We start from the raw sequence: 26,037 nt of genomic DNA, 5'->3' as shown, positions 1-26,037 counted from the left end.
GCCGGTCCGCACGGTCTGGACCCCACCGCCCTCACGGAGCACGTCGATGAGCACGTCCGCCGCGCGCCCACGCTGGTTCGTCGCCGGCGACCTCAACGGCTTCTTCGGCCTGGTCGTCGACAACCTGTCGATCCTGGGCTTCATCGCCGCCGCCCTGGTCGGGATCTTCGGGTTCCCGGCCGAGGTGGTGTTCACGCGGATGTTCCCCGGCACCGCGTTCGGGGTGCTGGTCGGCAACCTGATCTACACCGCGATGGCGCGCCGGCTGGCCCTGCGCAGCGGCCGCGACGACGTCACCGCGATGCCGCTGGGCCTGGACGCGCCGACCAGCATCGGCATGGCCCTGCTGGTGCTCGGTCCGGCCTTTGCCGGCTTCAAGGCCCAGGGCATGGACGAGGCCGTCGCGGCGACCGCGACCTGGCAGCTGGGCATGGCCTCGCTGATGGTGATGGGCACGCTGAAGCTGGTGCTGTCCTTCGCCGGCGACGCGATCACCCGGCTGGTGCCGCGCGCGGCCCTGCTCGGATCGATCGGCGGCGCCGCGCTGATGTTGCTGGGTTTCCTGCCGCTGATCGAGACCCTGCGCTCGCCGGTGGTCGGCTTCGCCACCTTCGGCCTGCTGCTGTACGTGCTGGTCGCGCGCGGGCCGTTGCCGGTGCGGATCCCGGGCGTGCTGCTGGCCTTCATCGTCGGCACCGCGCTGTACTACGGGCTCGGCCTGGCCGGGCTGGGCGCGCCCGGGTTCCGGGTGCCGGACGCGCTGCCGCTGGCGTTGACCCCGCCGTGGCCGGGCCTGGGCTTCGTCGACGGTCTGCCGTACACCGTGCCCTACCTGTCGCTGCTGCTGCCGTTCGGCCTGCTGATGGTGGTCGGCGGCATCAACGTCGCCGAGAGCGCGCGCGCCGCCGGCGACGACTACCGCACCCGCGACGTGCTGCTGGCCGAGGCGGTCTCGACCCTGGTCGCCGGTCTCTGCGGCGGTGTCGCCCAGACCACGCCGTATATCGGTCAGCCGGCCTACAAGCACATGGGCGCGCGCGTCGGCTACACCCTGCTGACCGGCCTGTTCGTCGGCATCGGCGGCATGCTCGGCATCGTTTCCGGACTGGTGCAGTGGCTGCCGCTGGCGGTGCTGGCGCCGATCATCGTCTACGTCGGCCTCGACATCACCGTGCAGGCCTTCCACAGCACCCGCCGCGAGCACGCGCTGGCGGTGGCGCTGGCGTTCCTGCCGGCGATCGCCTACCTGCTGGTGATCAAGCTCGGCAATCCGGCCTTGATCGAGCCGGCCCGCTTCGCCGAGCTGTACGCGCACGGCGAGGGCAGCGGCCTGCCGGAACTGGCGACGATCGTGGTGCTGGGCAACGGTTTCATCATCACCGCGATGCTGTGGGCCTCGGCCCTGGTCGCGATGGTCGAGCAGCGGATGCGCCTGGCCGCCGCCTGGTGGCTGCTGGCCGCGGTGCTGACCCTGTTCGGCGTCATCCATTCGGTGCATCCGCAGGGCGGTGTCTACCTGCCGGGCGCGTTGGAGGGGCTGGCGCGCACGATCGCCTGGCAGTTCGCCGCCGGCTACGCCGCGCTGGCGCTGCTGCTGGGGTTGTTGTCGTTGCAGAAGCACAAACCGGGCGCCTGATCCGTTCCCGATGGAGGGGCGCCGGCCATGCTTCGCGCGGCGGGCGAGAGTGAAACAGGCGTGACCAGGGGGAGTATCCGGATGCATCCAACCGTGTTCCAGCAGGTGCTGCGCGCACCTTTCTTCAATCTGCCCGAGTCGCTGCGCGCGCTGCATGGGATTCGTGGCGATGGCGTCTGGGTGGGCCGGGCCACGGTCGAGCGCGGTCGCAATCCGTTGGCGTGGCTGTGCGCGGTCGCGACCCGTCTGCCGCCGTCGATGACCGATGTGCGGACCCGGGTCGAGTTCAGCGCCGACGGCGATCGCGAGATATGGCGTCGCGATTTCGGCGGCCGCAAGATGGTGTCCACGCTCTACTGCCGCGACGGCCTGTTGTGCGAAAGACTGGGGCTGGTGCAGTTCCGGTTCGCCCTGCATGCGTGGGACGGCACGATCTTCTGGAACGTCGACGGCGTGCGGCTGCTCGGCCTGCTGCCGCTGCCGGCCGGGCTGTTCTCGGGCGTGCAATGCCGCGAGCGCGAACGCGAAGGCCGCTATGAATTCGAGGTCGAGGCGAAACTGCCGCTGATCGGGCGGCTGATCCGCTATCAGGGTTGGCTTGAACCCGGGGGTTGCCTCGAACCCGGTTGATATCCGGACCGCCGATGCTCGAGTTCCCTGGTCCGCGTCTCGACCGCGAAACCGTCGAGTGCCGACAGGTATTCGTCCAGAGTGAACAGATCCAGGCAGGGGCCGGCGCCCGCGCCGGCCAGCTCGCCCCGCGCCAGCTTCCGTGCCAGTACGATGGCCGCGGTGCACGGGACCTGCGGACCGTCGCCGTCGCGCAGGATCATCTGCCAGCGCAGCGACAGTGCATCGCCGCTCTCGCCGATCCCGTGCATGTCCACATGCATCAGGCCGGTGTCGGAGCCGGTATCGAGCCAGCGCTCGCTCAGTCGCAGCAGCGGGCCGGCCCACGGCTGCAGGCCGGGCAGCAACCGCGCGCGCACGGCCCAACTGCCCAGCCAGAGACCGAAGTGCATCCGCCGCAATTCCAGTCCGGCACGGAAGTCGCAGTGTCCCAGCGACGGATAGCGGGCCGGCAACACATCCAGGTCGGGTACCTCGCAGCGGGCCAGCCAGCGCGTGCCGACGCCGGGCAGCCCCAGCCTGCGCAGCGATTGCCAGCCGTGGACCGTGCGACGCCTGCCATGCAGCAGGGCCGGGTAGGGGCGGCCGACGTAGCCGAGGATCGCGCGCGTGGTCGCCAACCCGCGCGGCGTGCGGTTGCCGGGGGATATCCCGGCCTCGACCGCGTCGAGGCGGGTGAAGCGGTGCAGGTGGGCCTCGATCACCGCCGCGCTGAGGCCGGGCACGCTGCTGGCGCCGCTGACGGCGCGAAGACCGGCGGCCTTCGCCTCATCCTCCAGCGCGGCGAATCCGGCGACGAAGGCGCGTGCATCGGCCAGGTCGATGTAGTGCGCGCCGGCCCGCAACGCCGCGCGGGCGACCGCATAATCCTGTCCCTGGAACGGGCCGGCGGTATGGATGACCAGGCCGGGCCGCCGTTGTTCGAATGACTGCGCGACCGCCGCATCGTCGCTGGCGTCGAGCCGCAGTGGACGCATGGTCCGGCCGCAGGCGCCGCTGGCGTCGATGAAGCGGCGGGCACGGTCGCCATCGCGCCCGGCGACGAGGATCTCGAAGCCGGCATCCGCGGCCAGTGTGCGGCTGATGCGGCCGCCGAACTGCCCGTAGCCGCCGAGGATCAGGATGCGCATGCGGCCATGGTAGGGGAGAACCGGGCGATATCCCCGCGGCGGCGTCCGGGCCCGGCGGCCGCGGTCCGGTTGCCGCGGGGTATCACGATCCCTGAACGGCCGCTGCCGCATCCTTGAACCTCGCTTGAATCGCCCGCCGCGCGACCGCATTTCGATGCCATCGCGGCGTTGGCGCCGCCCACGATTCCAAGGGGTTTGCAGATGCGGATGGACAAGCTGACATCGCGCTTCCAGCAGGCGATCGCCGATGCGCAATCGCTGGCGGTCGGGCGCGACAACAACGTGATCGAAGCGGTGCACCTGCTGGCGGCGCTGATCGACCAGCAGGGCGGCGGTACCCGACCGCTGCTGGCGCAGGCCGGCGTCAACGTGCCGCTGCTGCGCGAGCGGCTCGGCGAGGCGCTGGACAAGCTGCCGAAGGTCTCCGGCCAGGACGGCAACGTCTCCGTCGGCAACGACCTGGCGCGCCTGCTCAATGTCACCGACAAGCTCGCCCAGCAGCGGGGCGATGCCTTCATCGCCTCCGAACTGTTCCTGCTCGCCGCGCTGGACAGCGGCACCGAGGCCGGCAAGCTGCTCAAGGCGGTCGGCGCCGACAAGGCACGGCTGGAGGCGGCGATCGACAAGGCCCGCGGCGGCGAATCGGTGCAGTCGGAGAATGCCGAGGACCAGCGCCAGGCGCTGGAGAAGTACTGCGTCGACCTGACCGCGCGCGCCGAGTCCGGCAAGCTCGATCCGGTGATCGGTCGCGACGAGGAGATCCGTCGCACCGTGCAGGTGCTGCAGCGCCGGACCAAGAACAACCCGGTGCTGATCGGCGAGCCCGGCGTGGGCAAGACCGCGATCGTCGAGGGCCTGGCCCAGCGCATCGTCAACGGCGAGGTCCCCGAGGGCCTGCGCGGCAAGCGCGTGCTGGCGTTGGACATGGGCGCGCTGATCGCCGGCGCCAAGTTCCGCGGCGAATTCGAGGAGCGGCTGAAGGGCGTGCTCAACGACCTGGCCAAGAACGAGGGCCAGGTGATCCTGTTCATCGACGAGCTGCACACCATGGTCGGCGCCGGCAAGGCCGACGGCGCGATGGACGCCGGCAACATGCTCAAGCCGGCGCTGGCGCGCGGTGAGCTGCACTGCATCGGCGCGACCACGCTGGACGAGTACCGCAAGTACGTCGAGAAGGACGCCGCGCTGGAGCGTCGCTTCCAGAAGGTCTTCGTCGGCGAGCCCTCGGTGGAGGACACCATCGCGATCCTGCGCGGACTGAAGGAGAAGTACGCGGTCCACCATGGCGTCGAGATCACCGATCCGGCGATCGTCGCCGCGGCGACCCTGAGCAACCGCTACATCGCCGACCGCCAGCTGCCCGACAAGGCGATCGACCTGATGGACGAGGCCGCCAGCCGCATCCGCATGGAGATCGACTCCAAGCCCGAGGAGCTGGACCGCAAGGAACGCCGGCTGATCCAGCTGAAGATCCAGCGCGAGGCGCTGAAGAAGGAGAAGGACGACGCATCGAAGCAGCGCCTGGCCGATCTGGAGTCCGAGATCGCCACGCTGGAGCGCGAGTTCAACGATCTGGAGGAGGTCTGGAAGGCCGAGAAGGCGACCCTGCAGGGCGCGACCCGGGTCAAGGAGCAGATCGAGCAGGCCAAGCTCGAGCTGGAGGCGGCGCAACGTGCGCAGGACTTCGCGAAGATGAGCGAGATCCAGTACGGCGCGCTGCCGGAGCTGGAGAAGCAGCTCAAGGCCGCGCAGGAGGCCGAGAAGACCGGCTTCACCCTGCTGCAGGACAAGGTCACCGCCGAGGAGATCGCCGAGGTGGTCGCGCGCTGGACCGGCATCCCGGTGTCGAAGATGCTGGAGGGCGAGCGCGAGAAGCTGCTGCAGATGGAGGATCACCTGCATGCGCGCGTGGTCGGCCAGGACGAGGCGATCCGGGTCGTCTCCGATGCGGTGCGCCGTTCGCGCGCCGGCCTGAGCGATCCCAACCGCCCGAGCGGTTCGTTCCTGTTCCTCGGGCCGACCGGCGTCGGCAAGACCGAGCTGTGCAAGGCGCTGGCCGAGTTCCTGTTCGACTCGCCGGACGCGATGGTCCGCATCGACATGAGCGAGTTCATGGAGAAGCACGCGGTCAGTCGCCTGGTCGGCGCGCCTCCGGGCTACGTCGGCTACGAGGAGGGCGGCTACCTGACCGAGGCGGTGCGCCGGCGCCCGTACAGCGTGATCCTGCTCGACGAGGTCGAGAAGGCGCATCCGGACGTGTTCAACATCCTGCTGCAGGTGCTCGACGACGGACGCCTGACCGACGGCCAGGGGCGCACGGTCGACTTCCGCAACACCGTGATCGTGATGACCTCCAACCTCGGCAGCCAGATGATCCAGGAGTTGTCCGAGGACGATTCCGCGGAGGGCTACACCAAGATGAAGGCGGCGGTGATGGGGGTGGTGCAGAACCACTTCCGTCCGGAGTTCATCAACCGGCTCGACGACATCGTGGTGTTCCATCCGCTGGGCAAGGCGCAGATCCGCGAGATCGCGAAGATCCAGCTCGCCGGACTCGACAAGCGCCTGGCCGAGCGCGGCCTGCAGCTGGAGCTGACCGACGATGCGATCGCGCTGCTCGGCAATGTCGGCTTCGACCCGGTCTACGGTGCGCGTCCGCTCAAGCGCGCGATCCAGCAGCAGTTGGAGAACCCGTTGGCGCAGCGGATCCTGGCCGGCGAGTTCGTGGCCGGCGACACCATCGTCGCCGATGCCGAGGGCGGCCAGCTGGTATTCCGCAAGGCCTGATCCCGACGCCATCGGGGGATGTCCGCGACGGCCCGGTTTCCCGGGCCGTTCGCATGTCCGGGGGCGGGCTCCGGGCTCATGCCGAAGGCTTGTTCCGCCATGCGCCATCGCATGGTGGGAGGGGCCCGGCTTGCTGCTAGACTGGCGCCCGCCTGAGGTGACCGTCGCCCCGACCGGGACGGCGGTTGAAACGGGAATCCGGTGCGCCGGACCGCCTTCCACGCCCGTGGACGCGCGGCCGGCAATTCCGGAGCTGCCCCCGCAACGGTAGGCGAGGCAAGGTCCGCATACGGCCACTGTGCTTGACGCATGGGAAGGCGCGGACCGGGAGCCGGCGACGACAGTCCGCCCGCTCCACTCGCGAGCCCGGAGACCGGCCCCGGGCATGACCCGACATGCGGTGGGCGATGTCACGGGCTGCGCACTTGCCGCGCGCCGACTCGAACACGCCTCCCGTCCGTCGACGATGTCCCATGCCATCCGCGCGGGCAGGCGCGGTGAAGGAGTCCGTGTGCGTTGTTGCAATACCGTCGTGTTCCGTCGTCGCGCGCTCGCCGCGGCCTGTGCCCTGGTGTTCCCGGGCGCCCTGCTGGTTTCAGCCCCGGCCCTGGCCGAAGGCGCCGCCACCGATCTGGATGGGGTCGTCGTCACCGCCACCCGCACCGCGCAGACCCAGGACCAGACCCTGGCCGCGGTGACGGTGATCGACCGCGAGCAGATCGAGCGTCTGCAGCCGCCGTCGCTGCCGGACTTGCTGCGCGGCCGTGCCGGCATCTCGCTGGCCAACAACGGCGGCCCCGGCAAATCGACCTCGCTGTTCCTGCGCGGGACCGAGTCCGATCACGTGCTGGTGCTGGTCGACGGTGTGCGCATCGGTTCGGCCACCAGCGGCAGTGCCGCCTTGCAGGACATCCCGGTCGAGCAGATCGAGCGCATCGAGATCGTGCGCGGCCCGTTCTCCAGTCTGTACGGCTCGGAGGCGCTGGGCGGCGTGGTGCAGATCTTCACCCGGCGTCCGCGCGGTCCGTTCGAGCCCAGCGCGATGCTGGCGGTCGGTAGTCAGGACAGCCACCGCGCCTCGGCGGGCGTGGCCGGCAAGGGCGGCGACGGCTGGTACTCGGTGCAGGCCGCGCACGAGACCACCGAAGGCATCAACGCCTACCGCGGCACCCGCAACTTCGACCCGGACCGCGACGGCTACCGCAACAGTTCGCTGAGCGTGCAGGGCGGCTACCGTTTCGGCGAGCGCTGGGACGGCGACCTGCGGGTGTTCCGCGCCGAGGGCCGCAACGAGTACGACGGCGGACCGGCGAGCGAGGCCGATACCGTCCAGCAGGCGGTCGGCGGCCGCCTGAGCTACAGCACAGGGCCGGGCTTCAAGCTCACCGCCAGCGCCGCTACCAGCGCCGACCTGAGCGACAACTATTTCGACGGCGCGTTCTCATCGCGCTTCGACACCCGCCGTCAGCTGGCCGGACTGCAGGCCGACATCGGCGCCGGCGGCGGACTGCTGACGCTGGGATTCGACTGGCAGCGCGACGAGGTCGAGGGCACCACCGACTACGCGACCGACGTGCGGATCAATCGCGGCGCATTCGCGCAGTGGCAACAGACGTTCGGTACGCAATCGCTGCAGGCCAGCGTGCGCCGCGACGACAACGCGCAGTTCGGCGGCAAGACCACCGGCAGCGTGTTGTGGGGCTGGGACATCACCAACGCGCTGCGCCTGACCGCCAGCGCCGGCACCGCGTTCAAGGCGCCGACCTTCAACGAGCTCTACTTCCCCGGCTACGGCAATCCGGCGCTGGGGCCGGAGTCCTCGCGCAGCGTCGAGATCGGCCTGCGCGGCGAACACGGCTGGGGTCGCTGGTCGCTCAACGCCTACCAGACCCGCATCGACGACATGATCGCCTACGACGCCGACCTCGGTCAGTTCGGCGGTCCCAACAACATCGACCGTGCCCGCATCCGTGGCCTGGAGGGCGTGCTGGGGACCACCGTGGCCGGCTGGGAGCTGGCCGCGACCGCGACCCTGCTCGACCCGGAGAACGACGCCGACGTGTCCGGCTACCGCGGCAACGTACTGCCGCGACGGGCCAGGCGCAGCGGCCGCATCGATCTGGACCGCGGTTTCGGGGCGCTCAGCGTCGGCGCCTCGGTCACTGGCGCGGGCGCGCGCTACGACAATCTCGCCAACACCCGCCGGATGGGCGGCTACGGCCTGACCGACCTGCGCGTGGGCTACGCGCTGTCGCCGGCCTGGCAGCTGCGGCTGTCGCTCGACAACGTGTTCGACAAGCGGTACGAGACCGCGACCTTCTACAACCAGCCCGGCCGCCAATGGCTGCTGAGCCTGCGCTGGCGCCCGAACGACTGAGCGCCCCGCATCACGGCCATGGAACGGCCTTCCACCCACCTCGACGAGGCCCGCCATGAAGCCGTTTTCCAGACCGATGAACCTCGCCCTGTTGTCCGCGTTCGCCGCGCTGATGGTGGCGACGCGTTTCAACCATTTCGGCGACGCACTGCACCTGCCCGACGCCTCGATGGCGCTGTTCTTCCTCGGCGGCCTGTACCTGCGCCGGCACTGGCAGTTCGTCGCCCTGCTGGCGCTGGCGGTCGCGGTCGACTGGGTATCGATCGAGTACGCCGGGGTCAGCGACTTCTGCGTCACACCCTCGTATGCGTTCCTGCTGCCGGCCTACGCGGTGCTGTGGTACGGCGGCCGTCTGTACACGCCGAGGCTCGACGGACGAATCGGTCCGCTGCTGGGCGCGGCCGGCGTCGGCCTGGTCGCCGCCAGCGTGTCGTTCCTGATCTCCAACGGCGCGTTCTACTGGCTCGGCGGGCGCTACGAGAACCCGCACTTCGCCGAGTACCTCGCCCGCGCCTGGCAGTGGGGGCCGCTGTTCGTGCGCACCACGATGATGTACGTCGCCGTGGCGCTGGCGGTGCACGGCATCGTCGCCTTCGCCCAGCGCGGTCGTGCCGCGCATGCGGTCGACTCGCACTGAGGCCGCGATCATGAATGGCAAATCGAATGGCACCCTTGCGTCGGCTTCGGCGCGCGACCAGTGGGCGATCGGGCTGGCACTGGCGGCGCTGATGGTCGCCACCCGTGGCCAGCACTTCGCCAGCGTCGACGCGCTGCCGAGCGCATCGTGGGCGGTGTTCTTCCTCGCCGGCGCGCTGCTGCGGCCGATGTGGGCGCTGCCGGTGCTGTTCGTGCTGGCGACCGCGCTCGACCTGGGCAGCTACGCGGCCGGGACGATCACCGACTGGTGCCTGTCGCCGGCCTACTGGGCGCTGGCCTTCGCCTACGCGTCGCTGTGGCTGGGCGGGCATGTCTACCGCGGCCTGCACGTGGACGCCTGGCGGACGTTGCCGCGACTGGCACTGGTGCTGATCGCCACCGCCAGCGTTGCCTACCTGCTGTCCAAGGGCGGTTACTGGTTCTTCTCCGGCCGTTATCCGGACCCGACCCTGGAGGGCTTCATCGCCCGCATTCCGACCTACTATCCGCGGGCGCTGGGGACGCTGGCCGGCTACGTCGGCGCCGCGTTCGCCTTGCGCGCGCTGTGGCGCGGCGCGACCCTTGGGACTCGTCGGACCGAGGAGGTGGCGCCGTGAGTCGCGGTTCCGAGCGCCTGGGGCGCAGCGAGGAAGAGCACTACCGGGAGCGTGCGCAACGCAAGAAGGAACTGGTCGATCGCCGGATCGCGCGGGCGACGATCGATCGTGGCGTGCTGGTGGTCAATACCGGCAACGGCAAGGGCAAGAGCTCGTCCGGCTTCGGCATGCTCGCGCGCTCGCTGGGGCACGGATTCCGCTGCGGGGTGGTGCAGTTCATCAAGGGCAGCTTCAGCACCGGCGAGGACCTGTTCTTCCGCGGCATGGGCGATGCCTTCGGCGAGCGCCTCGAGTACCACGTGATGGGCGAGGGCTTCACCTGGGAGACCCAGGACCGCGCCCGCGACATCGCCGCCGCGACCCGGGCCTGGGAGGTGGCGACGCGGATGCTGTCCGATCCGGAGGTCGACTTCGTGCTGCTGGACGAGCTCAATATCGCGCTGAACAAGGACTACATTCCGCTGGACGCGGTGCTCGCCGCGCTGGCCGCGCGCCCGCCGCGCCAGCACGTGGTGGTGACCGGACGCGGTGCGCCCGACGCGCTGGTCGAGGCCGCCGACACGGTGACCGAGATGCGCCTGGTCAAGCACGCGTTCCGCGCCGGGATCAAGGCCCAGCACGGAATCGAACTGTGATGGAAGCGGCCCGCTGCCCGGCATTGCTGGTATCCGCGCCCGCATCGGGGCAGGGCAAGACCAGCGTGACCGCCGCGCTGGCGCGCTGGCATCGCCGCAACGGACGGCGGGTGCGGGTGTTCAAGACCGGTCCGGACTTCCTCGATCCAATGATCCTCGAGCGCGCCAGCGGTGCGCCGGTGCAGCAGTTGGACCTGTGGATGTGCGGCGAGGCGGACGTGCGGGCGCGCCTGCACGCGGCCGCGCGCGAGGCCGACCTGATCCTGGTCGAAGGGGTGATGGGGCTGTTCGATGGCGCGCCTTCCAGTGCCGACCTCGCGCTCGCACTCGGCCTGCCGGTACTGGCGGTGATCGACGGCGCGGCGATGGCGCAGACCTTCGGCGCGCTGGCGACCGGCCTGGCGAAGTACCGCGAGGGCCTGCGGGTGCACGGGATCGCGGCGAACCGGATCGGCAGCGCGCATCACGCCAGACTGTTGCGCGACAGCCTGCCGGCGGAGATCGCCTGGATGGGCGCGTTGCCGCGCAGCCCGGAGCTGGCGCTGCCGGAGCGCCATCTGGGCCTGGTCGCCGCCGCCGAACTCGCCGATCTGGACGCGCGCCTGGACGCGCTGGCCGATGCCTGGGGCGAGCATGCGACGACCGCGCTGCCGCCGCCGATCGGGTTCGCGGATGTCGAGCCGTTGCCGGTGCCGCGTCGGCTCGAAGGCTGGCGCATCGCGGTCGCCCGCGATGCCGCGTTCTGCTTCCTGTACCCGGCCAACCTCGCCCTGCTGCGCGAAGCCGGTGCCGAATTGAGCTTCTTCTCGCCGGTGGCCGGCGACGCATTGCCCGAATGCGATGCGGCGTGGCTGCCGGGCGGGTATCCGGAGCTGCATCTGGACGCCTTGGCCGCCAATACAGGCCTGCATGCGGCACTGCGCGCGCATCGCGATGCCGGCAAACCGTTGCTGGCCGAGTGCGGCGGTCTGTTGTTCGCGCTGCGGAGCCTGGTCGACCGCGATGGTCGCGGCGCGTCGATGGCCGGCCTGATCGCGGGCGAGGCGCGGATGCAGCCGCGCTTCGCCGCGTTGGGCATGCAGGAGGTGGAGCTGCCCGAGGGCACCTTGCGCGGGCACAGCTTCCACTACGCGCGCGCCGACATCGAAGCCACGCCGCTGACGCTCGCCCGCAATCCCAACGGTGGCCCGACCGCGGAAGCGGTCTACCGCGATCGCGGCATGACCGCCAGCTTCGTGCACCTGTACTTCGCCTCCAACCCGGAGGCGGCGGTACGGCTGTTGCGGCCGTGATCGCGGCGGCCGTCGCGATCGCCGCGGTCCTGCTCGACGCGATCTTCGGCGAGCCGCGACGCGCGCATCCGCTGGTCGCGTTCGGACGCTGGGCGGGGTGGATCGAGCGCGGCCTGCATGCCGACAGCCGCAGTCGCGGCCTGATTGCCTGGTCGCTGGCGGTGCTGCCCTGGGTCGGCCTCGCCTGGTTGCTGGACGGTCTCGCGGCGCAGGTCTCGGGCTGGCTGTCGGCGGTCTTCTCCGCATCGCTGTTGTACGCGGCGATCGGCCTGCGCAGCCTTGGCGACCACGCGCGTCCGGTGGCCGCGGCGCTCGACACCGGCGACATCGAGGGCGCGCGCGCCGCGGTCGGCCGCATCGTCAGTCGCGACACCGCGGCGCTGTCGAGCGAGCGTGTCGCCGCCGCCGCGACCGAATCGGTGCTTGAGAACGGCAACGACGCGGTGTTCGGCGCGCTGTTATGGTTCCTGTTGCTGGGCGCGCCGGGGGTGGTGCTGTACCGGCTCGCGAACACGCTCGATGCGATGTGGGGCTATCGGACGCCGCGCCTGCACCGCTTCGGCTGTGCCGCGGCGCGTATCGACGACGCGCTGAACCTGTTGCCGGCCCGATTGACCGCGGCGACCTATGCCTTGTGCGGCCATGGCGCCTCGGCCTGGCGCTGCTGGCGCCGCCAGGCGCCGGCCTGGGACAGTCCGAACGCGGGGCCGGTGATGGCGGCGGGCGCCGGCGCGCTGCGGGTCCGCCTCGGCGGCGCGGCGCCCTATCACGGGCGCTGGGAAGAGCGTCCGCTCCTGGGCGAGGGCGCGGCGGCGGATGCCGGTTCGATCCGGCGCGCGCTGGCCCTGGTCCGCAATGGCGTGGCGGTGTGGCTGGTCGCCTCGCTGCTGCTGGCATTCGTGTCGGAGGCCGCGCGTCATGCTTGAACACGGCGGACGCCTGCGGCGCGCGGCCGAGCGCTACCGGATCCCGCTGGCGGACTGGCTCGACCTGTCGACCGGCATCAGCCCGTTCGGATGGCCGCCGCCGGCGCTGCCGGCCGAGGTCTGGCAGCGCCTGCCGGAGGACGACGACGGCCTGGTCGAGGTCGCGCGCGACTACTACGGCGCACCGCACCTGCTGCCGGTCGCCGGTTCGCAGGCGGCGATCCAGGCACTGCCGCGGCTGCGCGCTCCGGGCCGGGTCGGGGTGATCGCACCCGGCTACGCCGAGCATGCGCAGGCCTGGCGCCGCGCCGGGCACGAGGTCGAGCGCCTGCCGGCGGCGCAGCTGTTCGAGACGGCCGAGCGTCTGGATGTGGTGGTGCTGATCCATCCCAACAACCCGGGCGCGGAGCGGTTCCAGCGCGGGGACCTGCTCGGGCTGCATGCGCGGTTGGCGTCGCGTGGCGGCTGGCTGGTGGTCGATGAGGCCTTCATCGACGCGACCCCCGAGCGCAGCCTGTGCGGGGACAGCGACCGCGAGGGACTGGTCGTGTTGCGCTCGATCGGCAAGTTCTTCGGCCTGGCCGGTGCGCGCGCCGGTTTCGCCTGCGCCAGCGCGGGCCTGCTCGACGCGCTGCGCGAGCGGCTGGGGCCGTGGGCGCTGTCGGGGCCGACCCGGCACGTGCTGATGCAGGCCCTGGCCGACCGCGACTGGCAGGCCGCCGCACGTACGCGACTGATCTGGGCAGGAACGCAACTGGGCGAATCGCTGGACCGCTGCGGTTTGAGCGAGGGCGCCGGTTGCGCGTATTTCCAATGGCGTCGGCATCCGCAGGCGACGCGGCTGCATGATGCGCTGGCGCGGCGCGGCATCCTGGTGCGTTGCTTCGACAGCGACGAGGCGACGCCGCCGAGCCTGCGTTTCGGGCTGCCGGCCGATGCCGCTGCCCGGCAACGACTCGAGCGCGGTCTGCATGAGGCGCTGAGCGAGATGAGCGGACGCGAGGTGGCCGGATGAGTGCGCGGGTGCTGATGGTGCAGGGCTGTACCTCCGACGCCGGCAAGAGCACCGTGGTCGCCGCGCTGTGCCGCTGGCTGCGCCGGCGCGGTGTGCGGGTCGCGCCGTTCAAGCCGCAGAACATGGCCCTGAACGCGGCGGTGACCGCCGACGGCGGCGAAATCGGGCGCGCGCAGGCGGTGCAGGCGCAGGCCTGCGGGCTGGTCCCGCACACCGACTTCAATCCGGTCCTGCTCAAGCCCAGCAGCGACAAGGGCGCCCAGGTGATCGTGCACGGTCGCGCGATCGGACAGATGGACGCGGTCGGCTATCACGACTACAAGCGCGTCGCCTTCGACGCGGTGCTGGCCTCGCACCGGCGACTGGCGGCGGGGTTCGACGCGGTGGTGGTCGAGGGGGCCGGCAGCCCGGCCGAGATCAATCTGCGCGCGAACGACATCGCCAACATGGGCTATGCCGAGGCGGTCGACTGTCCGGTGATCCTGGTCGCCGACATCGACCGCGGCGGGGTGTTCGCGCATCTGGTCGGCACCCTGGCGTTGCTGTCGGACAGCGAGCGCGCGCGTGTCGCCGGCTTCGTGATCAACCGCTTCCGCGGCGACATCGTGCTGCTGCAGTCGGGCCTGGACTGGCTGGAGCGCGAAACCGGCAAGCCGGTGCTCGGGGTGCTGCCGTATCTGCATGGGCTGCACCTGGAGGCCGAGGACGCGTTGCCCACCGACGCGCCGGCCAAGCCCGAGGCGACGCTGCGGGTCGCGGTGCCGGTGTTGCCCCGGATCAGCAACCACACCGATTTCGATCCGTTGCGCGCGCATCCACAGGTCGATCTGCGCTTCGTCGGTCCCGGCGAGCCGGTGCCGCCTTGCGATCTGATCGTGCTGCCCGGCAGCAAGGCCACCCGGGCCGACCTGGCGTGGTTGCGCGCGCACGGCTGGGATCATGGCATCGCCCGCCACCTGCGTTACGGCGGTCGCCTGCTCGGGATCTGCGGTGGCCTGCAGATGCTCGGTCGCGCGGTCCACGACCCGCTCGCGATCGAGGGCGAGGCCGGTTCCAGCGAAGGACTGGGCTGGCTGGAGCTGGAGACGACCCTGCGGGCGGACAAGCAACTGCGCGCCGTGAGCGGACGGCTCGCCGACGATTCGGCGGCGGTGCGCGGCTACGAGATCCATTGCGGGGTCAGCGAAGGGCCGGCGCTGACGCAGCCGTTCGCGCGGCTGGACGACGGCCGCGACGACGGCGCGGTGTCCGCCGACGGCCAGGTGATCGGCAGCTATCTGCACGGTCTGTTCGACCACCCCGAGGCGCTGGCGGCGATGCTGCGCTGGGCCGGTCTGGCGACCGCGCAGCCGCTGGACATGGCAGCGCTGCGCGAAGCGGCGATCGAGCGTCTGGCCGACGCGGTCGAGGCCCATCTGGACACCGCGCGGCTGGTCGCGCTGCTGGAGCCGGTCCGATGACGGCCGCCGGCATGCGCCACACCCTGATTCTCGGCGGTGCCCGCTCCGGCAAGAGCGCGCTGGCGGAACGGCTCGCCGACGACTGCGGTCTGGCGGTGACCTATGTCGCGACCGCGCAGGCCGGCGACGGCGAGATGGCGGCGCGCATCGTCCACCACCGCGCGCGGCGACCGCCGCACTGGGCCTGCATCGAGGAGCCGTTGGCGCTGGTCGAGGTGCTGCGCGAACACGCCGCCGCCGAGCGCTGCCTGCTGGTCGACTGCCTGACCCTGTGGCTGAGCAACCTGCTCGCCGATCCCGATCCGCGCCGACAGCAACGCGAGTGCGAGGCCTTGTCGGCGCTGCTGCCCTCATTGCCGGGCCGCGTGCTGCTGGTCGGCAACGAGGTCGGACTCGGGGTGGTGCCGATGGGCGAACTCAGCCGCCGCTTCGTCGACGAGGCCGGCCGCCTGCACCAGGCGCTTGCCGCGCGTTGCGACCAGGTACTGTTCGTTGCCGCCGGACTGCCGATGGCCTTGAAGGGCACATGTCCGTGAGCGGCGCGCGGACGGATGCGGCAACACAGTGGAGCGCATCGGCAAACGGCTCCGGGATGGCGACCAGAACGGGAGGAACAGGCATGGATTTCGACGTATACGGCCCGTGCAGGCTGCCGGACGCCGGCGCCCGCGAAGCGGCGCGGGCGCACCAACTGTTGCTGACCAAGCCGCCGGGGGCGTTGGGGGCACTGGAGGATGCCGCGGTCGCGCTGGCCGCCTTGCAGGGCCGTCAGCGGCCCAGGCTGGACCGGATCTGGATCAGCGTGTTCGCCGCCGATCACGGGGTCGCGGCCGAGGCGGTGTCCGCGTTCCCGCAGGCAGTGACCGGCGAGATGGTGCGCAACTTCGCGAACGGCGGCGCCGCGATCAGCGTGCTCGCGCGCCGCCTCGGCGCGACCCTCGAGGTCGTGCAACTGGGTACGGTCAACGATCCCGGCCCCTTGCCCGGCGTGATCCGGGCGTGGATCGCCGAGCAGACCGCGAACTTCTGCCAGGCGCCGGCAATGGACGCCGCGCAGTTGCGACGCGCCCTGCATGCCGGCGCCGAGAGCCTCGCGCGTGCGCACGCCGGCGACGCGCACGCCTTCGTCGGCGGCGAAATGGGCATCGCCAACACCACCGCGGCCACAGCGTTGGCCTGCGCGTTGCTGGATGAGTCGCCCGAGTCGCTGGCCGGTGCCGGCACCGGCCTGGATGCCGCCGGCATCGCGCGCAAGCAGGCGGTGGTCGTGCGCGCATTGCAACGCCATGCCGATGCCACCGATGCGCTGGATGTCCTGGGCCGGCTCGGCGGCTTCGAGATCGCCGCGCTGGCCGGGGCCTACATCGCCGCCGCGCAGCGCGGACTGCCGGTGATCGTCGACGGCTTCATCGCCACCGCGGCGGCGCTGGCAGCGGTGCGGATCAATCCCGGAGTGCGCCCGTGGCTGCTGTTCTCGCACTGTTCGCACGAGCGCGGTCATAGGCGCCTGCTCGAGGCGCTGGACGCGCGTGCGCTGCTCGAACTCGGCCTGCGCCTGGGCGAGGGCAGCGGTGCGGCGGTGGCGGTGCCGCTGTTGCGGCTGGCCTGCGATCTGCACGCGGACATGGCGACCTTCGAGCAGGCCGGGGTGTCCACCGCATGAGGGGCGATGGCGGAACCGGGACCGTGGCCGACCGGGTCGCGGACGACGCTGCCGACGATGCGCCGGACACGGCCGTGCGACGGAACTGCATCGAGCTGCTGCGCCATGGCGACACCGGTCACCGCGGCTTTCGCGGACAGCTCGACGACCTCCCGACCGAGCAGGGCCTGGCGCAGATGCGCGCGGCGGTCGCGGGCCGGAGCTGGGACGTGCTGGTGAGTTCGCCGCTGCGCCGCTGCGCACTGTTCGCCCGCGAGTTCGCGACCGCGCTGGGGGTGCCGCTGCGCTTGGAGCCGCGCCTGGCGGAGTATCGCTTCGGCCGCTGGCAGGGCGTGCCGATGGAGCTACTGGCGGAGAAGCAGGGCGCGGCGTTGGCGCGGTTCTGGGCCGATCCGGCGGCGCATCCGCCGCCGGGCGCGGAGACCATCGCGCAGTTCGACGCGCGGGTGCGCGCGGCACTGGCCGATGTCGCGAACGCCTTCGACGGCCGTCGCGTGCTGGTCGTCACCCACGGCGGGGTGATCCGCTTGCTGACGTGCCGGGCGCTGGGGCTGCCCTGGTCGCGGATGGCATCGCTGGAGGTGCCGCACGCATCCCTGCATCGCCTGCGCGACGGGAGGCTGTCGCCGGCGGACGATGGGATCGGCGCGCGATGAGCGGGCTGCTGGTTGCGATCGGTTTCCTGACCCGGATCCCGGTGCCGGTCGCCGCGTTCGAACGCGCCGGCGCGCAGGCGCGCTCGCTGCCCTGGTACCCGTTGGCCGGTGCGCTGATCGCCGCGTTGCTGGCGGTACTGGCCGCGCTGGTGCCGGCGAAGTCGCCGGTGCTGGCGGCGGCGCTGGTGCTGGCCGCGTGGGTGTTGCTGACCGGCGCCCTGCATCTGGACGGCCTGGCCGACAGCGCCGACGCCTGGATCGGCGGACTTGGCGACCGCGACCGCACCCTGGCGATCATGAAGGACCCGCGTTGCGGGCCGGCCGGGGTCACCGCGCTGGCGCTGGCGCTGCTGCTGAAGTTCGCGGCATTGGCGACGCTGCTGGCGGGCGGCGACCGCGCCTGGCTGCTGGCTCCGGTGCTGGCGCGGGCGGTGCTGGCGCTGGCCTTCGTCGGCACGCCCTATGTCCGCGCCAACGGCATGGGCTCGGCGCTGGTGGAGGCGGCGCGCATTCCGGTTGCGATCGCGCTGCTGCTGACCCTGGCCTCCGCCGCCGCGTTCGCCGTGGCCGGCGGCATCGCGGTGCTGGCCGCGGCGCTGGTGTTCCTGCTGTGGCGCCGCGCCTGCCTGCGCCGGCTCGGCGGCATGACCGGCGACACCTGCGGAGCGCTGGCGGAGCTGACCGAGACCGCGGTCCTGGTCGCGCTGGCCTGGTCGGCGGCGGCGATGCCCTGAGCCGGGTCGGTCGCGGGGCTTCTTCCGGGCGTGTCGTTGCGCGGTCGATCAGGCCGAGGCCGGCGGCAGATGGCGGTCGCCGCGGAAGGCCGGGGTCGCCATCACCATCTCGGCGAGGCTGTGGGCCAGTTCGCGCTCGGCCATCACCGCGCCGTCGGCGCCGTGTTCGAGCAGGTGCTTGACCTCGTTGTCGCTGTGGGCGCGGGCGACGATGGTCAGTCCGGGGTTGATCCCGCGCAGGTGGGCGATGATCTCGCCGGCCTCCAGCACGTTGGGGATCGCCAGCATCACCGTGTTGGCGCTCTGCGGGCGCGCTTCGGCCAGCACCCGCTCGTTGGCGGCATTGCCGCGGATCGATGGCAGCCCGGCGGCGCGCGCGTGTTCGACCAGGTCGTCCTCGCCGTCGATCACCACCAGCGGCACCTTCTGCGCCTGCAGCAGGCGGCCGAGCTCGCTGCCGACCCGCCCGAAGCCGATCAGGATCACGTGGCCGCTGAGGTCCTCGGGAATCGGCGGGCTGACCTGGGGCGGCGCGACCTGGACCCGCTCCTCGCTGGCGCGGCGCTCGCGACGGAGCATCCAACCGAACAGTACCGGATTGATCACGATCGAGATCAATGCGCCGGCCAGGATCAGGTCCTGGCCTTCCTCGGGCAGCAGCTCCAGCTGCAGGCCGAGGCCGGCGAGGATGAACGAGAATTCGCCGATCTGGGCCAGGCTGGCGGTGATCGTCAGCGCGGTCGTGTTGGGCTTGCCCATCGCGCGCACGATCGCCCACACCGCCACCGACTTGCCGACCACGATCACCAGCACGGTCGCCAGCACCTGCAAGGGGCGTTCGGTGATGATCCACGGGTCGAACAGCATGCCGACCGAGACGAAGAACAGCACCGCGAAGGCGTCGCGCAGGGGCAGGGTCTCGTTGGCCGCCTTGTGGCTGAACTCCGACTCGTTCAGCAGCATGCCGGCGAAGAACGCGCCCAGCGCGAACGAGACGCCGAACATCTCCGCCGATCCGAACGCCACGCCCAGCGCGATCGCCAGCACGCACAGGGTGAACAGCTCGCGCGAACCGGTGCCGGCGACGCGCTCGAGGATCCACGGGATCACCCGCCGGCCGATCAGCAGCATGAAGGCGAGGAAGGCGCCGACCTTGAGGAAGGTCGAGGTCAGCACGTAGACCACCGACGGCGATTCGCCGCCCTCGGCGCCGCGCAGCACGTCGGCGAAGGCCGGCAGCAGCACCAGGGCCAGCACCATCGCCACGTCCTCGACGATGACCCAGCCGATCGCGATGCGGCCCTTCTCGCTCTCGATCAGGCGCCAGTCCTCCAGGGTGCGCAGCAGCACCACGGTACTGGCGACCGACAGCGACAGACCGAACACGATGCCGGCGCCGTGCGACCACCCCAGCACCTGGCCGAAGCCCCAGCCCAGCACGGTGGTGAAGGCGATCCGCAGCAGCGCGCCCGGCACCGCGATCGCCTTGACCTCGAGCAGGTCGCGCAGCGAGAAGTGCAGGCCGACACCGAACATCAGCAGGATCACGCCGATCTCGGCCAACTGCGGGGCCAGGGTCTGGTCGCCGACGAAGCCGGGGGTGAACGGCCCCACGACCACGCCGGCCAGCAGGTAGCCGACCAGCGGCGACAGCCGCAGGCGGTGCGCGATCGCGCCGAGGGCGAAGGCCAGCACGAAGGCTCCGACGAGCAGGGCGATCAGCGAGGTGTGGTGCATCGAATCTCCAGTCGGGGCGTGCGGCGGGGTACGGCAAGGGCGCCGGCGCCAGGCCGGGCCCGCATGGCCGCGGCGATGAGGCCGGCGGACAGGATAAGCCGGCCGTTGTCACGGAATGGTGGCGATGGCCGCGGCCGGCATGTTCGCCGGCCGCACGGAAAGACGCCCCGCGATGCGGGGCGTCCAGGTCAGGCCGTGGCGACGGTGGACGGCGTTCGCCGCCGCGGCCGATGCCCGCGCAGCGGGCTCACCACTTGTAGCCGACCCGCGCGTAGGCGAAGGCGCCGTTGAAGCCGAACGGCGAGGATCCGCTGTACGGCAGCTGGCCGGAGGTGGAATTGGGGTAGATCACCTCGTCCGGATACTCGTTGAGCACGTTGTCGCCGCCGAGGGTGAACTCCCAGCGGTCGAGCCGGTAGGTCGCCGACAGGTCCAGCGTCCACTCCGGATCGAAGGTCTGGTCGCGGGCGGGATCGGAGTTGCGCACGGTGAACTCGCCGTAGCGGGTCAGGTTGGCGCCGAAGCTGAACGAAGCGACGTTCCAGACCCCGCCGAGGAAGAACTTGTCGCGCGGCGCGCCGACCTCGAACCGGCCCAGCTCGACCCGGCCGAAGCGCACCGCGTCCGGGTCGATCGCCTCCAGCGCGGCGGGGTTGGCCGCGACCTTGTCGATGCGGGTCTTGTTGTAGTTCAGGCCCGCGGTCAGGTCGAGGCTGCTGGACGGCAACGCCCAGGCATAGGTCGCGACCACGTCGACGCCGTCGGTGGTGGTGTCGATGGCGTTGGTGAAGTAGCGACCGCCGGCGATCGCCGGGAAGCCGTTGGCGTTGAGGTAGTCGCGCACCGGCGTGCTGATCAGGTTCTCCGACAGCGTGATGCGGTCGTCGACCTCGATCCGGTAGGCGTCGATGGTGACGTACAGACCGTCGGCCGGCTGCAGCACCAGGCCCAGGCTGTAGTTGGTCGACTCCTCGGCCTTCAGCGGCTCGGCGCCGAGCGCGATCGCCGCCGGGTGGTTGGTGCGGAAGGTGGCGATGTCGAACGGCACGCCGCCGATGAAGTTGGTCGAGGTGGTCTGGTAGAACTGCTGCTGCAGCGACGGCGCGTGGAAGCCGGTGGACACCGTGCCGCGCAGCGCGACCGTGTCGGTGAACGCGTAGCGCGCGGTGACCTTGCCGGTGGTGGTGTCGCCGAAGTCGCTGTAGTCCTCGTAGCGCGCGGCCACGCCCATCGACAGCCTGTCGGTCAGGTCGCCCTCCAGGCCCGCGTAGAACGACAGGTTGTGGCGATCGAAGCTGCCGCTGTCGCCGGGACGGAAGCCCGGGAACACCTGCGACCCCGAAGGCGCGGGCGCGCCGCTGGGCAGCAGTTCGCCGCCGTTGATGTAGGACGCCGGCTCGCCCGGCGACTGGGTGAATTCCTCGCCGCGCCACTCGGCGCCGTAGGACAGGGTCAGCGGGTAGGCCAGGCCCCAGTCGAGCAGCTTGTTGAAGTCCAGGTTCAGCACGTGCTGGGTCAGCTCCAGTTCGCCGGCGTGGAAGTTCGTCTGCGAGCTCGGGCCGATGCTGCGGTTGAGCGAGTTGCGCACGTCGAAGCTGAGGTCGTTGCTGCCGTAGGCATAGCTGAAGTCGACATCGGTGCCGCCGGCGGTGGTGGCCTCCAGGCCGGCGACGAACTGGGTGTCCTCGGACTCGTTGTAGATCTGCGGCAGGAAGCCGTTGGGGTAGATCTCGGGGATGTTGCGCGAGTCGCCGGCGGGGCGGAAGTAGCCGTTCGACAGCACCTCGCGTTTGGTGAAGATGCCGTAGGAATAGAACTCCAGCGCGTCGGCGATGCGGTAGCCGCCGTTGTAGGAGAACGCGCCGTCGTCGATCTCCGGATCGCCGTAGCGCTGCACGACCTTGCCCAGCGGTGCCGAGCTCGGGCTCGGCGTGCCGATGTAGGGGCGCGCCCGGTCGGTCTGGTCCTGGTGTCCGCCCTGGGCGGCGAAGTGGACGAAGCCGTCGGCGCCCAGGCCGAAGCCGGCATCGCCCGCGAGCTGGTACTGCTGGCCGTCGCCGGCGCTGTACTGGCCGACGGTGGCGACGATGCCGCCGCCGCTGTCGCTGCTCTTGAGGACGACGTTGACCACGCCGGCGATCGCATCCGAACCGTATTGGGCGGAGGCGCCGTCGCGCAGCACTTCGACCCGCGCGATCGCCGAGATCGGAATCGAGTTGAGGTCGGCGGGGGACGAGCCGCGGCCCTGCGAACCGTTGACGTTGACCAGGGCGCCGGGGTGATAGCGCTTGCCGTTCACCAGCACCAGCACGTGATCGGGCGAGAGGCCGCGCAGCTGCGCCGGGCGCACCGCGTCGGTGCCGTCGGTGATCGCCGGGCGCGGGAAGTTCAGCGAAGGGACGGCACGCGAGAGTGCGGTCGCCAGCTCGACGGTGCCGGTGGCTTCCAGCACCTCGGGGGTGATGATGTCGATCGGCGCGGTCGACTCGGCGACGGTGCGGTCGGCGACCCGGGTACCGGTGACGATCAGGGTGTCGAGGGTGGTGCGGGCATCGCCTTCGGCATCCTGCGCGAACGCGGCCGGGGCGGCGAGGGCAAGCGCGAGGGCCAGTGCGAGGTGCGACGGGGAGGGGAGCGGGGGAGACAGCGGTCGATTCATGACAACTCCAGGCAGGATCCGTTTGACTGAGTGTGGCGTGTTGCTTTGCAGCAATATCCGATTACAGTGGCGTGACAGCGATGTCAACATTTTTTTAACAAGCGTTCTGCGACACCCTGCCGATAAACTGCCCGTCCCTGCATTCGGCTACGCCCGGTCTCCTTGTGATTGCTTTTCGAAATTTCGCCCTGCGGCGCGGCGAACGCCTGCTTCTGTCCAATGTCGACCTGGCCCTGCACGCGGGCTGGCGGGTCGGTGTGATCGGCCGCAACGGCACCGGCAAGTCCTCGCTGTTCGCGGCGATCCGCGGCGAGGTCGAGGCCGATGCCGGCGACATCGACGTGCCCAACCGGGTCCGCATCGCCAGCGTCGCCCAGGAAACCCCGGCGCTGGACGACACCGCGCTGGACTTCGTGTTGTCCGGCGACGCCGAGGTGCACGCGGCGATCCAGGCCGAGGCCAATGCCTTCGCCAACGAGGACTGGGAGGCGGTCGCCGAGGCGCACCAGCGCCTGGAAGCGCTCAACGGCTACGACGCCAGCGCCCGCGCCGGCAAGCTGCTGCACGGCCTGGGCTTCTCCGCCGACACCCACGACCGCCCGGTCAAGGCGTTCTCCGGTGGCTGGCGGGTGCGCCTGAACCTGGCGCGCGCGCTGATGACGCCCAGCGACCTGCTGCTGCTCGACGAGCCGACCAACCACCTCGACCTCGACGCGGTGCTGTGGCTGGAGCAGTGGCTGTTGAAGTATCCCGGTACCCTGTTGCTGATCAGCCACGACCGCGAATTCCTCGACGGCCTGTCGACCCATACCCTACACCTGCACGACGGCAAGGCCCGGCTGTATACCGGCGACTACACCGCGTTCGAGCGCCAGCGCGCCGAACACCTGCGCCAGCAGCAGATCGCGTTCGAGAAGGAACAGGCCGAGCGCGAACACCTGCAGAGCTTCATCGACCGGTTCAAGGCCAAGGCCAGCAAGGCCAAGCAGGCGCAGAGCCGGGTCAAGCGCCTGGCCAAGCTGGCCGGCACCGAGGCGGTGCGGGTCGAGCGCGCGCTGCGGATCGATCTTCCGGCGCCGGACAAGCTGCCGCATGCGTTGCTGCGGCTGACCGATGCCGACTGCGGCTACGCGCTGGCCGACGGCGGCCATGCGCAGATCCTCGACCAGGTGGGCTTCATCCTCGAAGCCGGCGACCGGGTCGCGCTGCTGGGCCCGAACGGCGCCGGCAAGTCGACCCTGGTCAAGTCGCTGGTCGGCGAGCTGCCGTTGCTGGCCGGAGAGCGCAGCGGCCACCCGGACCTGCGGATCGGCTACTTCGCCCAGCACACGGTCGAGTCGCTGCACGAGGGCCGCAGCCCGATCGATCATCTCGGCGACATCGCGCCGGGCGTGGCGACCCAGCAGTTGCGCGACTTCCTCGGCAAGTGGAACTTCCCCGGCAACCGCGCGTTCGAGCCGGTCGACGGCTTCTCCGGCGGCGAGCGCGCGCGGCTGGCGCTGGCCCTGATCGCCTGGCGCAAGCCCAACGTCATGCTGCTCGATGAGCCGACCAACCACCTCGACCTGGACATGCGCGAGGCGCTGGCCGAGGCGCTGGCCGACTTCGATGGCGCGATCGTGCTGGTCAGCCACGACCGGCACCTGATCGGCCTGGTCTGCGACAGCTTCTGGCGCGTCGCCGACGGCCAGGCGCAACCGTTCGACGGCGACCTCGACGAGTACGCGGCGTGGCTGCGCAGCCGCGATGCCTCCGAGGACGGCAAGGGCGGCCGCCGCAAGACCGGCCAGGCGCAGGCGCCGGCGCCGGAACCGGCGGCGAAGCCGCGCAAGGCCAATCCGGTCAAGCTGGCCCAGGCCGAGGCGCGGGTGGCGGAGCTGGAGCAGAAGCTGAAGCAGATCGACGCCGATCTGGCCAACCCGGACAACTACGGCGACGGCAGTGGACGCGCCGCCGAGCTGAGCCGCGATCGCGAAACGCTGGCGGCGCAGCTGGCGGAGGCCGAGGCGGCGTGGTTGTCGCTCTACGATGCCGCCTGAGTCCGGCCGGGTGGGCGCGGCCTCCGCGCCCTGGATGCGGTGTTGATCCGGTCGCGGCTATAGTGCCGCGCCTTGTGATCGCGATCACGTCCGGCGGCGATGCCGCGGGAAGCCGCCGTCCCCACGCAAGCCAATCGAGGTCTCGATGCGAAACGAACTGATCTACCTGGTATTGATCTTCGGCCTGCTGGTGGTGCCGCGCGCGCTGCAGCGGTTCAAGATCCCGGCGCCGCTGACCTGCCTGCTGTTCGGCGTCGTCGCGATGCTGGCCTGGGGCGATCAGTCGCACGACCCGCTGGTGGGCTGGCTGGCGACGCTGGGCATCTCCTCGCTGTTCCTGTTCGCCGGCCTGGAGGTCGATCCCGGCGCGCTGCGCAAGGGCCTGCGGCCGTTGCTGGCGCACCTGGCGATCCGCACCCTGGCGCTGTGCGGCGTGACCTGGCTGGCGTGGCGCTACTTCGAGCTGGACTGGCGCCCGGCGACCCTGCTGGCGCTGGCGCTGATGACGCCGTCGACCGGCTTCATCCTCGACACCCTGGAGCGGCTGGGCCTGGACGAGGGCGAGCGCTTCTGGGTGACCAGCAAGGCGATCGCCGGTGAGCTGTTCGCGCTGGTGGTGCTGTTCGTCGTGCTGCAGGCCAACGATCCGGTCCACCTCGGGCTGTCGTCGCTGGCGCTGGTGGCGATGCTGATCGGCCTGCCGCTGCTGTTCATCGCCTTCGGCCGCTGGGTGGTGCCGCATGCGCCGGGCTCGGAATTCTCGCTGCTGGTGATGGTCGGCCTGGTCGCCGCGTTCGCCACCGCCAAGCTTGGCGTCTACTACCTGGTCGGCGCGTTCGTGGCCGGCCTGATCGCGCGCCTGCTGCGGATCCGCATGCCGCGCCTGGCGTCGAGCCAGAACCTGCACGCGGTGCGCCTGTTCGCGACCTTCTTCGTGCCGTTCTACTTCTTCAACGCCGGCACCAAGGTGCCCGAGGGGGCCCTGAGCTGGCAGGCGTTGGGGCTGGGACTGGCATTGACCGCGGTGGTGCTGCCGTTCCGGATCGGCACGGTGTGGACGCAGCGCCGTTTCATCTTCGGCGAGGACAACCGCAGCAGCCTGCGGGTGTCGATCTCGCTGGCGCCGACGCTGATCTTCACCCTGGTGCTGGCCGGCATCCTCCGCGATCGCTTCGCCCTGGCCGACGAGTTGTTCGGCGCGCTGCTGCTGTACGCGACCCTGACCACGATCCTGCCGTCGCTGGTGCTGCGCGCGCCGTTCGACGTCGATCCGCTGGACCAGCGCAAGCCGCCGGTGCATCCGGAGGACGCGATCGCCGGCGAGCGTCGCGCCAGTCCGCCCAGGCGGCCGGAGATCACCGGCTGACGGTCGCGCGCGCTGTCGTGCCGGACCGCCGTATCCGGCGTC

20 protein-coding genes and 1 riboswitch are annotated in these 26,037 nt (G+C 71.0%); of the genes, 17 read left to right on the top strand and 3 right to left on the bottom strand.

Features of this window, described 5'->3' with window-relative positions:
- The first annotated feature begins 46 nt into the window (after nucleotides 1–46).
- Together C9I47_RS13890 and C9I47_RS13885 are read left to right on the top strand one after the other, a co-directional pair.
- The gene (locus C9I47_RS13890; protein ID WP_111267277.1) at nucleotides 47–1,636 is read left to right on the top strand and encodes a SulP family inorganic anion transporter; all 1,590 of its coding nucleotides are present in this window, start codon (nucleotides 47–49) and stop codon (nucleotides 1,634–1,636) included.
- Between the two features lie 81 nt (nucleotides 1,637–1,717).
- Complete coding sequence (locus C9I47_RS13885; RefSeq protein ID WP_111267276.1) at nucleotides 1,718–2,266, top strand: DUF4166 domain-containing protein; 549 nt, start codon at nucleotides 1,718–1,720, stop codon at nucleotides 2,264–2,266.
- Here C9I47_RS13885 and C9I47_RS13880 read toward each other — a convergent pair.
- Nucleotides 2,224–3,396: a saccharopine dehydrogenase family protein gene (locus tag C9I47_RS13880; protein WP_190238516.1), complete on the bottom strand. Its 1,173-nt coding sequence runs from the start codon at nucleotides 3,394–3,396 to the stop codon at nucleotides 2,224–2,226. The two genes, C9I47_RS13885 and C9I47_RS13880, sit on opposite strands and share 43 nt — an antisense overlap.
- 201 nt (nucleotides 3,397–3,597) lie before the next feature.
- Here C9I47_RS13880 and clpB point away from each other — a divergent pair, with 201 nt between their 5' ends.
- The 13 genes from clpB to C9I47_RS13815 all read left to right on the top strand — a co-directional run bounded on the left by clpB (nucleotide 3,598) and on the right by C9I47_RS13815 (nucleotide 18,194).
- A complete protein-coding gene (gene clpB, locus C9I47_RS13875) occupies nucleotides 3,598–6,183 on the top strand; it encodes an ATP-dependent chaperone ClpB (RefSeq protein ID WP_111267274.1) in 2,586 nt (861 codons plus the stop codon).
- A gap of 138 nt (nucleotides 6,184–6,321) precedes the next feature.
- Nucleotides 6,322–6,579, top strand: a riboswitch (cobalamin riboswitch).
- A 70-nt stretch (nucleotides 6,580–6,649) separates the two neighbouring features.
- Nucleotides 6,650–8,560 (top strand): TonB-dependent vitamin B12 receptor, encoded by a 1,911-nt coding sequence (btuB, locus tag C9I47_RS13870; protein WP_111268154.1) that lies wholly within the window; start codon nucleotides 6,650–6,652, stop codon nucleotides 8,558–8,560.
- A gap of 55 nt (nucleotides 8,561–8,615) precedes the next feature.
- The gene (locus tag C9I47_RS13865) at nucleotides 8,616–9,197 is read left to right on the top strand and encodes a hypothetical protein (RefSeq protein ID WP_111267273.1); all 582 of its coding nucleotides are present in this window, start codon (nucleotides 8,616–8,618) and stop codon (nucleotides 9,195–9,197) included.
- Between the two features lie 10 nt (nucleotides 9,198–9,207).
- Entirely contained in the window at nucleotides 9,208–9,813 is a 606-nt protein-coding gene (locus C9I47_RS13860; protein ID WP_111267272.1) for a hypothetical protein, read from the top strand.
- Between the two features lie 17 nt (nucleotides 9,814–9,830).
- On the top strand, nucleotides 9,831–10,448 hold the full coding sequence (gene cobO / locus C9I47_RS13855; RefSeq protein WP_111268153.1) for a cob(I)yrinic acid a,c-diamide adenosyltransferase: 618 nt from the start codon (nucleotides 9,831–9,833) through the stop codon (nucleotides 10,446–10,448).
- Nucleotides 10,448–11,740, top strand: coding sequence for a cobyrinate a,c-diamide synthase (locus C9I47_RS18005; protein WP_111267271.1), 1,293 nt, complete (start codon nucleotides 10,448–10,450; stop codon nucleotides 11,738–11,740). Before cobO ends, C9I47_RS18005 begins: the two co-directional genes overlap by 1 nt.
- Nucleotides 11,740–12,666 carry an adenosylcobinamide-phosphate synthase CbiB gene (gene cbiB, locus C9I47_RS13845; protein ID WP_223250383.1) on the top strand — a complete coding sequence of 309 codons (927 nt, stop codon included), beginning with the start codon at nucleotides 11,740–11,742 and terminating at the stop codon, nucleotides 12,664–12,666. The genes C9I47_RS18005 and cbiB overlap by 1 nt, the downstream gene beginning before the upstream one ends.
- The gene (cobD, locus tag C9I47_RS13840; RefSeq protein WP_111267270.1) at nucleotides 12,659–13,681 is read left to right on the top strand and encodes a threonine-phosphate decarboxylase CobD; all 1,023 of its coding nucleotides are present in this window, start codon (nucleotides 12,659–12,661) and stop codon (nucleotides 13,679–13,681) included. The genes cbiB and cobD overlap by 8 nt, the downstream gene beginning before the upstream one ends.
- Entirely contained in the window at nucleotides 13,678–15,141 is a 1,464-nt protein-coding gene (locus C9I47_RS13835) for a cobyric acid synthase (protein WP_111267269.1), read from the top strand. Before cobD ends, C9I47_RS13835 begins: the two co-directional genes overlap by 4 nt.
- Nucleotides 15,142–15,152: 11 nt before the next feature.
- Nucleotides 15,153–15,677 carry a bifunctional adenosylcobinamide kinase/adenosylcobinamide-phosphate guanylyltransferase gene (cobU, locus tag C9I47_RS13830; protein ID WP_111267268.1) on the top strand — a complete coding sequence of 175 codons (525 nt, stop codon included), beginning with the start codon at nucleotides 15,153–15,155 and terminating at the stop codon, nucleotides 15,675–15,677.
- A gap of 83 nt (nucleotides 15,678–15,760) precedes the next feature.
- Complete coding sequence (cobT, locus tag C9I47_RS13825; protein ID WP_111267267.1) at nucleotides 15,761–16,804, top strand: nicotinate-nucleotide--dimethylbenzimidazole phosphoribosyltransferase; 1,044 nt, start codon at nucleotides 15,761–15,763, stop codon at nucleotides 16,802–16,804.
- A 74-nt stretch (nucleotides 16,805–16,878) separates the two neighbouring features.
- Nucleotides 16,879–17,460 carry a histidine phosphatase family protein gene (locus C9I47_RS13820; RefSeq protein ID WP_223250146.1) on the top strand — a complete coding sequence of 194 codons (582 nt, stop codon included), beginning with the start codon at nucleotides 16,879–16,881 and terminating at the stop codon, nucleotides 17,458–17,460.
- On the top strand, nucleotides 17,457–18,194 hold the full coding sequence (locus C9I47_RS13815) for an adenosylcobinamide-GDP ribazoletransferase (RefSeq protein WP_111267265.1): 738 nt from the start codon (nucleotides 17,457–17,459) through the stop codon (nucleotides 18,192–18,194). The genes C9I47_RS13820 and C9I47_RS13815 overlap by 4 nt, the downstream gene beginning before the upstream one ends.
- A 48-nt stretch (nucleotides 18,195–18,242) precedes the next feature.
- Here C9I47_RS13815 and ybaL read toward each other — a convergent pair whose 3' ends face one another.
- Both ybaL and C9I47_RS13805 read right to left on the bottom strand, forming a co-directional pair.
- Nucleotides 18,243–19,931, bottom strand: coding sequence for a YbaL family putative K(+) efflux transporter (ybaL, locus tag C9I47_RS13810; RefSeq protein WP_111267264.1), 1,689 nt, complete (start codon nucleotides 19,929–19,931; stop codon nucleotides 18,243–18,245).
- Nucleotides 19,932–20,178: 247 nt separating this feature from the next.
- The gene (locus C9I47_RS13805; RefSeq protein ID WP_111267263.1) at nucleotides 20,179–22,590 is read right to left on the bottom strand and encodes a TonB-dependent receptor plug domain-containing protein; all 2,412 of its coding nucleotides are present in this window, start codon (nucleotides 22,588–22,590) and stop codon (nucleotides 20,179–20,181) included.
- Nucleotides 22,591–22,754: 164 nt separating this feature from the next.
- Here C9I47_RS13805 and C9I47_RS13800 point away from each other — a divergent pair, with 164 nt between their 5' ends.
- Nucleotides 22,755–24,629: an ABC-F family ATP-binding cassette domain-containing protein gene (locus C9I47_RS13800; protein ID WP_111267262.1), complete on the top strand. Its 1,875-nt coding sequence runs from the start codon at nucleotides 22,755–22,757 to the stop codon at nucleotides 24,627–24,629.
- A 145-nt stretch (nucleotides 24,630–24,774) separates the two neighbouring features.
- Complete coding sequence (locus C9I47_RS13795; protein ID WP_111267261.1) at nucleotides 24,775–25,995, top strand: cation:proton antiporter; 1,221 nt, start codon at nucleotides 24,775–24,777, stop codon at nucleotides 25,993–25,995.
- The last annotated feature ends 42 nt before the right edge of the window (nucleotides 25,996–26,037 follow it).

It is taken from the genome of Marilutibacter maris, assembly GCF_003233695.1.
GTDB classification, from domain to species: domain Bacteria; phylum Pseudomonadota; class Gammaproteobacteria; order Xanthomonadales; family Xanthomonadaceae; genus Marilutibacter; species Marilutibacter maris.
This window is presented reverse-complemented; position numbering and strand designations above follow the sequence as displayed.

Coding starts and splice junctions, on each gene's coding strand:
- C9I47_RS13890 (WP_111267277.1), top strand. CDS start 47: ATGAGCACGTCCGCCGCGCGCCCACGCTGGTTCGTCGCCGGCGACCTC.
- C9I47_RS13885 (WP_111267276.1), top strand. CDS start 1,718: ATGCATCCAACCGTGTTCCAGCAGGTGCTGCGCGCACCTTTCTTCAAT.
- C9I47_RS13880 (WP_190238516.1), bottom strand. CDS start 3,396: ATGCGCATCCTGATCCTCGGCGGCTACGGGCAGTTCGGCGGCCGCATC.
- clpB (WP_111267274.1), top strand. CDS start 3,598: ATGCGGATGGACAAGCTGACATCGCGCTTCCAGCAGGCGATCGCCGAT.
- btuB (WP_111268154.1), top strand. CDS start 6,650: ATGTCCCATGCCATCCGCGCGGGCAGGCGCGGTGAAGGAGTCCGTGTG.
- C9I47_RS13865 (WP_111267273.1), top strand. CDS start 8,616: ATGAAGCCGTTTTCCAGACCGATGAACCTCGCCCTGTTGTCCGCGTTC.
- C9I47_RS13860 (WP_111267272.1), top strand. CDS start 9,208: ATGAATGGCAAATCGAATGGCACCCTTGCGTCGGCTTCGGCGCGCGAC.
- C9I47_RS18005 (WP_111267271.1), top strand. CDS start 10,448: ATGGAAGCGGCCCGCTGCCCGGCATTGCTGGTATCCGCGCCCGCATCG.
- cobD (WP_111267270.1), top strand. CDS start 12,659: ATGCTTGAACACGGCGGACGCCTGCGGCGCGCGGCCGAGCGCTACCGG.
- C9I47_RS13835 (WP_111267269.1), top strand. CDS start 13,678: ATGAGTGCGCGGGTGCTGATGGTGCAGGGCTGTACCTCCGACGCCGGC.
- cobU (WP_111267268.1), top strand. CDS start 15,153: ATGCGCCACACCCTGATTCTCGGCGGTGCCCGCTCCGGCAAGAGCGCG.
- cobT (WP_111267267.1), top strand. CDS start 15,761: ATGGATTTCGACGTATACGGCCCGTGCAGGCTGCCGGACGCCGGCGCC.
- C9I47_RS13815 (WP_111267265.1), top strand. CDS start 17,457: ATGAGCGGGCTGCTGGTTGCGATCGGTTTCCTGACCCGGATCCCGGTG.
- ybaL (WP_111267264.1), bottom strand. CDS start 19,931: ATGCACCACACCTCGCTGATCGCCCTGCTCGTCGGAGCCTTCGTGCTG.
- C9I47_RS13805 (WP_111267263.1), bottom strand. CDS start 22,590: ATGAATCGACCGCTGTCTCCCCCGCTCCCCTCCCCGTCGCACCTCGCA.
- C9I47_RS13795 (WP_111267261.1), top strand. CDS start 24,775: ATGCGAAACGAACTGATCTACCTGGTATTGATCTTCGGCCTGCTGGTG.